This is a genomic window from uncultured Aquincola sp. (assembly GCF_964001545.1).
Classification (GTDB): domain Bacteria; phylum Pseudomonadota; class Gammaproteobacteria; order Burkholderiales; family Burkholderiaceae_C; genus Aquincola.
In genome coordinates, this window is record NZ_CAXFDV010000037.1 from 1 (window position 1) to 8,330 (window position 8,330).

Annotated in this window: 7 protein-coding genes; 1 reads left to right on the top strand and 6 read right to left on the bottom strand. The window is 69.4% G+C overall.

Annotated elements, in window-relative coordinates:
* Window positions 1–288, top strand: a 288-nt coding sequence (locus tag ABNT58_RS01400; protein WP_348751727.1) for a VOC family protein, incomplete at its 5' end; no start/stop codon positions are given.
* Between the two features lie 24 nt (window positions 289–312).
* Here ABNT58_RS01400 and ABNT58_RS01405 read toward each other — a convergent pair.
* From ABNT58_RS01405 to ABNT58_RS01430, 6 genes are all read right to left on the bottom strand, one after another.
* A complete protein-coding gene (locus ABNT58_RS01405) occupies window positions 313–1,617 on the bottom strand; it encodes a glycerate kinase (protein ID WP_348751728.1) in 1,305 nt (434 codons plus the stop codon).
* Window positions 1,618–1,702: 85 nt separating this feature from the next.
* Entirely contained in the window at window positions 1,703–2,593 is an 891-nt protein-coding gene (glxR, locus tag ABNT58_RS01410; protein ID WP_348751729.1) for a 2-hydroxy-3-oxopropionate reductase, read from the bottom strand.
* A 28-nt stretch (window positions 2,594–2,621) separates the two neighbouring features.
* Window positions 2,622–3,401, bottom strand: coding sequence for a hydroxypyruvate isomerase (hyi, locus tag ABNT58_RS01415; protein ID WP_348751730.1), 780 nt, complete (start codon window positions 3,399–3,401; stop codon window positions 2,622–2,624).
* 32 nt (window positions 3,402–3,433) lie between these two features.
* A complete protein-coding gene (gene gcl, locus ABNT58_RS01420) occupies window positions 3,434–5,209 on the bottom strand; it encodes a glyoxylate carboligase (protein ID WP_348751731.1) in 1,776 nt (591 codons plus the stop codon).
* Between the two features lie 116 nt (window positions 5,210–5,325).
* Entirely contained in the window at window positions 5,326–6,660 is a 1,335-nt protein-coding gene (locus tag ABNT58_RS01425) for a dicarboxylate/amino acid:cation symporter (protein WP_348751732.1), read from the bottom strand.
* 178 nt (window positions 6,661–6,838) lie between these two features.
* Window positions 6,839–8,191: a sigma-54 dependent transcriptional regulator gene (locus tag ABNT58_RS01430; protein WP_348751733.1), complete on the bottom strand. Its 1,353-nt coding sequence runs from the start codon at window positions 8,189–8,191 to the stop codon at window positions 6,839–6,841.
* Window positions 8,192–8,330: the final 139 nt, after the last annotated feature.

The following is an 8,330-nucleotide window of genomic DNA, read 5'->3' on the forward strand; positions in this document are numbered from 1 at the left end:
GGCGGCCAGCCGCTGCGGCAGATCGACGGCGAGCAGGGCCGCCTGCGCCATGCGGAGGTGCGCATCGACGACGGTGTGGTGATGTTGGCCGACGCGATGCCGGGCTGGCCCGCGGTGGACGCCCACGTGCACCTGTACGTCCCCGACGTGGATGCCGCTTACGCAGCCGCCCTGGCGGCCGGTGGCCAGCCGGTGCAGCCGCCCGCCACGCAGGACGACGGCGACCGGCGCGGCGGCGTGCGCAACCCGGGTGGCACCACCTGGTGGGTCAGCACCGCCGGTGGCTGAGAACACTCCAGCCGCCGGGCCGCCCTACAGCACCAGCAACGCCCGAAAGTCGTTGACGTTGGTGAAGGTGGGCCCCGGCACCACCAGGTCGCCCAGCGGCGCGAAGAAGTTGTAGGCGTCGTTGCGGTCCAGCACCTCGGCTGCCTTGAGGCCCTGGGCCGTGGCGCGGGCCAGGGTGTCGGGGCTCACGATGGCGCCGGCGTTGTCTTCCACGCCGTCGATGCCGTCGGTGTCGGCCGCCAGCACCCACACGCCCGGCTGGCCCTGCAGCGCGATGGCGCAGCCCAGCAGGAACTCGGTGGCCCGGCCGCCGCGGCCGCCCTTGGCCTTGACGGTCACCGTGGTCTCGCCGCCCGACAGGATGACGCAGGGCCTGGCAAAGGGCTGGCCGTGGCGCGCCACCGCGCGGGCCAGCGCCGCATGCACCTTGCCCACCTCGCGCGATTCGCCCTCGATCTCGTCGCTGAGGACGTGCGCCTCGATGCCCGCTTCGCGCGCCAGCGCGGCCGCTGCCTCCAGGCTTTGCTGCGGCGTGGCGATCATGTGCACCTGGTGGCCGGCAAAGCGCGGGTCGCCGGGCTTGGGCGTTTCGGCGGCGCCGCTTTCCAGCGCGGCACGGGCGGCGGCCGGCACCTCGATGCCGTAGCGCTGCAGGATGGCCAGCGCATCGGCGCAGGTGCTGGGGTCGGGCACCGTGGGCCCGCTGGCGATGACGGCCGGCTCATCGCCCGGCACGTCGCTGATCAGCAGCGTGACCACCTGGGCCGGCGCGCACAGCGCGGCCAGCCGGCCGCCCTTGATGGCCGACAGGTGCTTGCGCACGCAGTTCATCTCGTCGATGGCGGCGCCGCTCTTGAGCAGCGCCTTGTTGATGGCCTGCTTTTCTTCCAGCGTGATGCCTTCGGCCGGCATGGACAGCAGCGCCGAGCCGCCGCCCGAGATCAGGCACAGCACCAGATCGTCGGCGGTCAGGCCCTGGGCCAGCTCGTAGATGCGGCCGGCGGCGCGGCGGCCGGCTTCGTCGGGCACCGGGTGCGCGGCTTCCACCACCTCGATGCGGCCGGGCCGGGCCTTGTAGGCCGGCGGCACATGGTCGTAGCGGGTGACCACCAGGCCCGACAGCGGCGCGTCGGCCGGCCACAGCGCATCCACCGCCTGGGCCATCGCCCCGCCCGCCTTGCCCGCGCCAATGACCACCGTGCGGCCCTTGGGCGGCGGCGGCAGAAAGGCCTGCGTGGTGTGCATCGGCAGGGCCCGCTGCACGGCCGCGTCGTACAGCGCGCGCAAAAAGCCACGGGGATCTTGCTGGGGGCGTGGGGTGGTGCTCATGCGCGGATTCTGACGGCCCGCTGCGGCAGGCCGGGTGCGTAGGACCCGCAGGCGACGGGTGGGGGACAGCCTGCGGGCATCGGCCTCAGCCGATGTCGGGGCTGACCTGGTGGTTGGCCATCACTTCCAGCGCCTTGACCAGCGCCGAGTGATCCAGCTGGTCCCAGCCTTGGGCCGCGGCCACCTGCATCAGCTGGGCGGCGCCGGCGGTCTGCGGCAGCGCCACGCCGATGGCCTTGGCGCCTTGCAGCGCCAGGTTCAGGTCCTTCTGGTGCAGGCCGATGCGGAACCCGGGGCTGAAGGTGCGCTTGACCATGCGCTCGCCATGCACCTCCAGGATGCGGCTGGCCGCGAAGCCGCCCATCAGGGCCTGGCGCACCTTGGCCGGGTCGGCGCCGGCCTTGCTGGCGAACAGCAGCGCCTCGCCCACCGCCGCGATGTTCAGCGCCACGATGATCTGGTTGGCCACCTTGGTGGTCTGGCCGTCGCCGTTGCCGCCCACCAGCGTGATGTTCTTGCCCATCAGCTCGAAGAGGGGCTTGACCTTCTCGAACACCGCCGGATCGCCGCCGACCATGATGGTCAGGCTGGCGGCCTTGGCGCCCACTTCGCCGCCCGAGACCGGCGCGTCCAGGTAGTCGCAGCCCAGGTCATTGATGCGCCGGGCGAAGGCCTTGGTCTCGATGGGCGAGATGCTGCTCATGTCGACGACGGTCTTCCCCTTCGACAAGCCGGCCGCGACGCCGTTCTCGCCGAACAGCACCTTCTCCACGTCCGGCGTGTCGGGCACCATCAAAAAGACGATGTCGGCCTGCTGCGCCACTTCGGTGGCGTTGGCGCAGGCCACCGCGCCGGCCTGCAGCAGCGCAGCCGGCACCTCGCCGCGGGTGTGCACAAACACCGTGTGGTCGGCGGCCAGCAGGTGGCCTGCCATGGGCGCGCCCATGATGCCCAGGCCGATGAATCCCAATTTCATGCGTGTCTCCGTGTGATGTGCCAGCGGTTCACTGGCCAAAGCGCTGGCGCCAGCCCAGGCCGGCTTCGGTGGTGGTCAGCGGCTTGTATTCGCAGCCGATGTGGCCGGCATAACCCAGGCCGTCGATGTGGCGGAAGAGGAACTCCCAGTTCAGCTCACCGGTGCCGGGCTCGTTCCGGCCCGGGTTGTCGGCCAGCTGGATGTGGTCGATGCGGGTCAGGTGCCGAGAAAGCGTCGCGGCGATCTCGCCCTCGGTGCGCTGCGCGTGGTAGATGTCGTACTGCACATAGGCATTGGCCGCGGCCACTTCGTCCAGCAGGGCCACCGCATCGTCGGTGCGCTGCAGCCAGAAGCCGGGGATGTCGAAGCGGTTGATCGGCTCCACGAGCAGCTTCAACCCCGCCTTGTTCAGCTCGGCCGCGGCAAAGCGCAGGTTGTCCACCAGCGTGCGGCGCTGGGTGGCCACATCCACACCGGCGGGTGCCTTGCCCACCAGGCAGTTCAGGCGCGGCGTGCCCAGCTCGGTGCCCACGTCGATGGCACGCATCACGCCGTCGCGGAATTCGGCCTCGCGGCCGGGATGGCAGGCGATGCCGCGCTCACCGGCGTCCCAGTCGCCGGCCGGCAGGTTGTGCAGCACCAGCTGCAGGCCGTTGGCGTCCAGGCGGCGGCGGATCTCGGCCGTCTCGAAGGCATAAGGAAACAGGAACTCCACCGCGCTGAAGCCGGCCTTGGCGGCGGCCTCGAAGCGGTCGAGGAAGGGCCGCTCGGTGAACAGCATCGTGAGGTTGGCGGCGAACTGGGGCATGCAGCGCTCCTTGTCTAGACAAGTGGGTCGGGTCAGTCGAGCAGGCCCACGGCGGTGGGTGCGTCTTCCGGCGTCAGCGCCAGCTCCTCGAACTCGTTGACCGCGTCGATCTCGGTGCCCATCGCGATGTTGGTCACCCGCTCCAGCATCACCTCGATGACCACCGGCACCTGGAACTCGGCCATCCAGCGCTCGGCCTGCTGGATGGCGGGTTGGATCTCTTCCTGCCGGTGCACGCGGATGGCCTTGCAGCCCAGGCCTTCGACCACCGCCTTGTGGTCGACGCCATAGCCCTGCAGCTCGGGCGTGTTGATGTTCTCGAAGCCCAGCTGCACGCAGTAGTCCATGCTGAAGCCACGCTGCGCCTGGCGGATCAGCCCCAGGTAGCTGTTGTTCACCACCATGTGGATGTAGGGCAGCTTGAACTGCGCGCCCACGGCCAGCTCCTCGATCATGAACTGGAAGTCGTAGTCGCCCGACAGCGCGACGATGCGGCGCGTGGGGTCGGCCGCCCGCACGCCCAGCGCGGCCGGAATGGTCCAGCCCAGCGGGCCGGCCTGGCCACAGTTGATCCACTGCCGCGGCCCGTACACATGCAGGAATTGCGCGCCGGCGATCTGGCTGAGGCCGATGGTGGACACGTAGGTGGTGTCATGGCCGAAGTTGTTGTTCATGCACTGGTACACCCGCTGCGGCTTCATCGGCACGGTGTCGAAGTTGGTCTTGCGCAGCAGCGTGCGCTTGCGCTCGCGGCATTCCGCGGCCCAGGCGCTGCGGTTCTTCAGCGTGCCGGCGGCCTGCATCTCGCGCGCCACGTCCACGAACAGCTGCAGCGCCGCCTTGGCGTCGGAGACGATGCCCAGGTCGGGCATGAACACGCGGCCGATCTGCGTGGGCTCGATGTCCACATGCACGAAGGTGCGGCCGCGGGTGTACACCTCGGTGCTGCCGGTGTGGCGATTGGCCCAGCGGTTGCCGATGCCTAGCACGAAGTCGCTGGCCAGCAGCGTGGCATTGCCGTAGCGGTGGCTGGTTTGCAGGCCGCACATGCCGGCCATCAGCGGGTGGTCGTCGGGGATGGTGCCCCAGCCCATCAGCGTCGGGATCACCGGCACGCCGGTGATCTCGGCCAGCTGCACCAGCAGCTCGGACGCATCGGCATTGATGATGCCGCCGCCGGCCACGATCAGCGGCCGCTCGGCCGCCTGCATCATCGCCATCGCCTTTTCCACCTGCTTGCGGCTGGCCGCAGGCTTGTACACCGGCAGCGGCTCGTAGGTGTCGATGTCGAACTCGATCTCGGCCATCTGCACGTCGAACGGCAGGTCGATCAGCACCGGCCCGGGCCGGCCCGAGCGCATCAGATGGAAGGCCTGCTGGAAGGCGCGCGGCACCTGGGCCGGCTCGCGCACCGTCACGCTCCACTTGGTCACCGGCTTGCTGATCGACTCGATGTCGACGGCCTGGAAGTCTTCCTTGTAGAGCCGCGCCCGCGGCGCCTGGCCGGTGATGCACAGGATGGGAATGCTGTCGGCCTGGGCCGAATACAGCCCGGTGATCATGTCGGTGCCCGCCGGGCCCGAAGTACCGATGCACACGCCGATGTTGCCGGCGCGGGCGCGGGTATAGCCCTCGGCCATGTGGGAGGCGCCCTCCACGTGGCGCGCCAGCACATGGGCGATGGAGCCCCGCTCACGCAGGCAGGCGTACAGCGGGTTGATCGCCGCGCCCGGCACGCCGAAGGCCTGCGAGATGCCTTCCTTCTCCATCACCAGCACCGCCGCCATCGCGGCTTTCATCTTGGCCATTGCATCGTCTCCTGGTTGCCTGGAGGCGATGATTCCGGCCCGCGCCGCCGCGGGGAACGGCAAGCTGGCGATAAGAGCTATTCCGCCGCGGAATGGCCGCAGCGGCGTTCAGCAGCTCAGCGCGCCGGCATGCGCGCTTCGGACTGGTCCAGCACCGCTTCAGGCTCTTGCGCCTCGGCCACGGTTTCGCCGTTCAGGTGGGCCTGCATGCGCTGCACATCCAGGTCGCCGGTCCACTTGGCCACCACCAGCGTGGCCACGCCGTTGCCCACCAGGTTGGTCAGCGCGCGCGCTTCGCTCATGAAGCGGTCGATGCCCAGGATCAGCGCCAGGCCGGCCACCGGCACATGGCCCACCGCCGACAGTGTGGCCGCCAGCACGATGAAGCCCGAGCCGGTGACGCCGGCCGCGCCCTTGCTGGTGAGCAGCAGCACCGCCAGCAGCGTGATCTGCTGGGTCAGCGTCATGTCGGTGTTGGTGGCCTGGGCGATGAACACGGCCGCCATCGTCAGGTAGATGGAAGTGCCGTCCAGGTTGAACGAGTAGCCGGTGGGAATGACCAGGCCGACCACCGACTTGCGCGCGCCTAGGTTCTCCAGCTTGGCCATCATGCGCGGCAGCACCGATTCGCTGGACGAGGTGCCCAGCACGATCAGCAGCTCTTCCTTGATGTACTTGATCAGCTTCCAGACCGAGAAGCCGTGGAAGCGGGCGATGGCGCCCAGCACCACGAAGATGAAGATCAGGCAGGTGGCGTAGAAAGTGGCCATCAGCTGGCCCAGCGACACCAGCGAGCCGATGCCGTACTTGCCGATGGTGAAGGCCATGGCGCCGAAGGCACCGATGGGCGCCACCTTCATGATCATGCCGACGATGCCGAACAGCACGTGCGAGAACTTCTCGATGAAGTCGAACACCAGCGTGCCGCGGCCGCCGAACTTGTGCAGCGCAAAGCCGAACATCACCGCGATCAGCAGCACCTGCAGGATCTCGCCCTTGGCGAACGCATCCACGAAGGTGGTGGGAATGACGTTGAGCAGGAAGTCGACCGTGCCCTGCATCTTGCCCGGGCCGGTGTAGGCCGCGATGCCCTTGGTGTCGAGCGCGCTCACGTCCACGTTCATGCCCGCGCCGGGCTTGACCACGTTGACGATGATCAGGCCCACCACCAGCGCCAGCGAGCTGACGATCTCGAAGTACAGCAGCGCCAGGCCGCCGGTCTTGCCGACCTTCTTCATGTCTTCCATGCCGGCGATGCCCACCACCACGGTGCAGAAGATGATCGGGGCGATGATCATCTTGATCAGCTTGATGAAGCCGTCACCCAGTGGCTTCATGGCCGCGCCGGTCTCGGGCCAGAAGTGGCCGAGCACCACGCCGATGACGATGGCGACGATGACCTGGAAGTACAGCGATCGGTAGAGCGGCTTCTTGGTGGCCTGGGGATGCATGGCTTGTCTCCTTGGAATGAAGGCGGAAGTACAGCCTGTGAGATAGCAATCCAGGGACCAAGACGCAAGCGCCGCATGCTTGCGGCAAGTGCTTGTTTTGCAAAGCCTTTTTCCCGGGCGTGATGCCAGCGGCCCGGCCACCCGGGCCACCGGGCGACGGCCAGCCCGGCCGTCCGGGCTAGCGGAACTCTTCCGCCCGCAGCCCCAGCCGCTTGAGCTTGTCGTACAGCGTCTGCTTGCCGATGCCCAGCGCCTGCGCGGTGGCCACCACGTCGCCGCGCTGGCGGCGCAGCGCATCGGCGATCAAGGTGCGCTCCACATGCTCCAGCTGCGTGGCCAGCGTGGCGCCGCTGGCGGCCGGCGGCGCGCCTTCGCTGCCGGGCAGGTCGTCGCCGGCCAGGCCCAGCACGTGGCGCTCGGCCACGTTGCGCAGTTCGCGCACATTGCCGGGCCAGGCATGCGACATCAGCGTGGCGGCCTGCGCGGGGGTCAGCGGCGGCGCCGCGCGCTGGAAGCGCTGCTGCGCGGCGAGTGAGAAGTGCTCGAACAGCAGCGGGATGTCTTCGCGCCGCTCACGCAGCGGCGGCAACTCGATGAAGGCCACGCCGATGCGGTAGTACAGGTCGGCCCGAAAGCGCTGCTGCTCGGCCATCAGCTTCAGGTCTTCCTTGCTGGCGGCCACCACGCGGCAATCCACCGCGATGGGCTTGTTGGAGCCGATGCGCTCGATGCTGCGCTCCTGCAGCGCGCGCAGCAGCTTGACCTGCACCGACATCGGCATGCTCTCGATCTCGTCGAGGAACAGCGTGCCGCCGTGCGCATGCTCGAACTTGCCCACCCGCACCCGCTGCGCGCCGGTGAAGGCGCCGGCCTCGTGGCCGAACAGCTCGGTCTCGGCCAGGTTCTCGGGCAGGCCGCCGCAGTTGAGCGCCACGAAATTCGCCTTGCGGCGCGGGCCATGGTCGTGCAGGCAGCGGGCCACCAGCTCCTTGCCGGTGCCGGTTTCGCCGTAGATCACCACGTCGGCCGAGGTGGCGGCCAGCGCCAGCACCCGCTGGCGCAGCCGCTCCATCGCGGGCGATCGGCCCAGCAGCGTGGCCTCGATGCCCTGGCGCTGCTCCAGCTGCTCGCGCAGCGCCCTCACCTGCAGCGCCAGCCGGCGCTTGTCGGCCGCGCGGCGCACCACCGACACCAGATGGTCGGACGCAAACGGCTTGCCGATGAAGTCGTAGGTGCCCTCCTGCATCGCCTGCACCGCCATCGCGATGTCGCCATGGCCGGTGATCAGGATCACCGGCAGCTCGGCGTCCAGCGCCTGCAGCTCGCGCTGCCAGTCCAGGCCGCTGGTGCCAGGCAGCCGCACGTCGCACAGCACCAGCAGCGGCTGACCGGCCTGCACGCGCGGGCGCGCCGCCTCCACGCTGGCAAAGGCCTCGACCTCGAAGCCGGCCAGCTCCAGCGCCTGGCGGCAGCCGATGCGCACGTCTTCGTCGTCCTCGACGAAGATCACGCGGATGGCGGTGTCGGTCATCGCAAGGCTCCCGGGGTGCAGGCCCATCATGCCGTGTGGCTGGGCCGCAGCGGCAGCATCAGCACGAAGGCCGCGCCGCCCTCGGGCCGGTTGTGGCCGGCCAGGCTGCCGCCCAGTTCACGCGCGATGTGGGCCGAGA